This window comes from Neisseria sp. P0009.S007, from assembly GCF_051962515.1.
On sequence record NZ_JBQCVF010000730.1, the window covers coordinates 1 to 844 of the forward strand.

General features: G+C 47.9%; 2 protein-coding genes. Both read left to right on the forward strand.

Translation table 11 applies throughout. The annotated features are described in order from the left end of the window. Nucleotides 1-45 precede the first annotated feature (45 nt). Nucleotides 46-387, forward strand: coding sequence for a succinate dehydrogenase, hydrophobic membrane anchor protein (gene sdhD, locus ACTHS3_RS15995; protein ID WP_004519264.1), 342 nt, complete (start codon nucleotides 46-48; stop codon nucleotides 385-387). A gap of 2 nt (nucleotides 388-389) precedes the next feature. After that, a partial coding sequence (locus ACTHS3_RS16000) for an FAD-dependent oxidoreductase (RefSeq protein WP_440368505.1) occupies nucleotides 390-844 on the forward strand: 455 nt, incomplete at its 3' end.

An 844-nucleotide genomic window follows, 5' to 3' on the forward strand; every position in this document is an offset into this window, starting at 1 on the left:
ATTTGCTTCTGCTTTGATTCTGACCGTCGTTTTGGGAGCTTTGTTATGGTAGAACGTAAATTGACAGGTGCGCATTATGGTTTGCGCGATTGGGCAATGCAGCGTGCAACTGCGGTCATCATGTTGGTGTACACCGTAGTTCTTTTGGTTGTTTTGTTCACGTTGCCTAAAGAATATTCGGCATGGCAGGCATTTTTTGATCAAACTTGGGTGAAAGTGTTTACCCAAGTGAGCTTCTTGGCCGTATTTTTGCATGCGTGGGTAGGTATCCGTGATTTGTGGATGGACTACATTAAGCCTTTCGGCGTGCGTTTGTTTTTACAAGTTGCTACCATCGTTTGGTTGGTAGGTTGCTTGGTGTATTCAGTTAAAGTAATTTGGGGGTAAATATGAGTTTTCCTGTTCGTAAGTTTGATGCCGTGATTGTTGGCGGTGGTGGTGCAGGTTTACGCGCAGCCCTCCAATTGTCTAAATCTGGTTTGAATTGTGCTGTTTTGTCTAAAGTGTTCCCGACCCGTTCTCATACCGTGGCGGCTCAGGGCGGTATTTCTGCTTCATTGGGTAATGTGCAGGAAGACCGTTGGGATTGGCACATGTACGATACCGTAAAAGGTTCCGACTGGCTGGGCGACCAAGATGCGATTGAGTTTATGTGTCGCGCCGCGCCTGAGGCAGTGATTGAATTGGAACACATGGGTATGCCTTTTGACCGTGTGGAAAGCGGTAAAATCTACCAGCGTCCTTTCGGTGGCCATACTGCCGAACACGGTAAACGTGCGGTAGAACGTGCATGTGCGGTTGCCGACCGTACCGGTCATGCGATGTTGCATACTTTGTACCAACA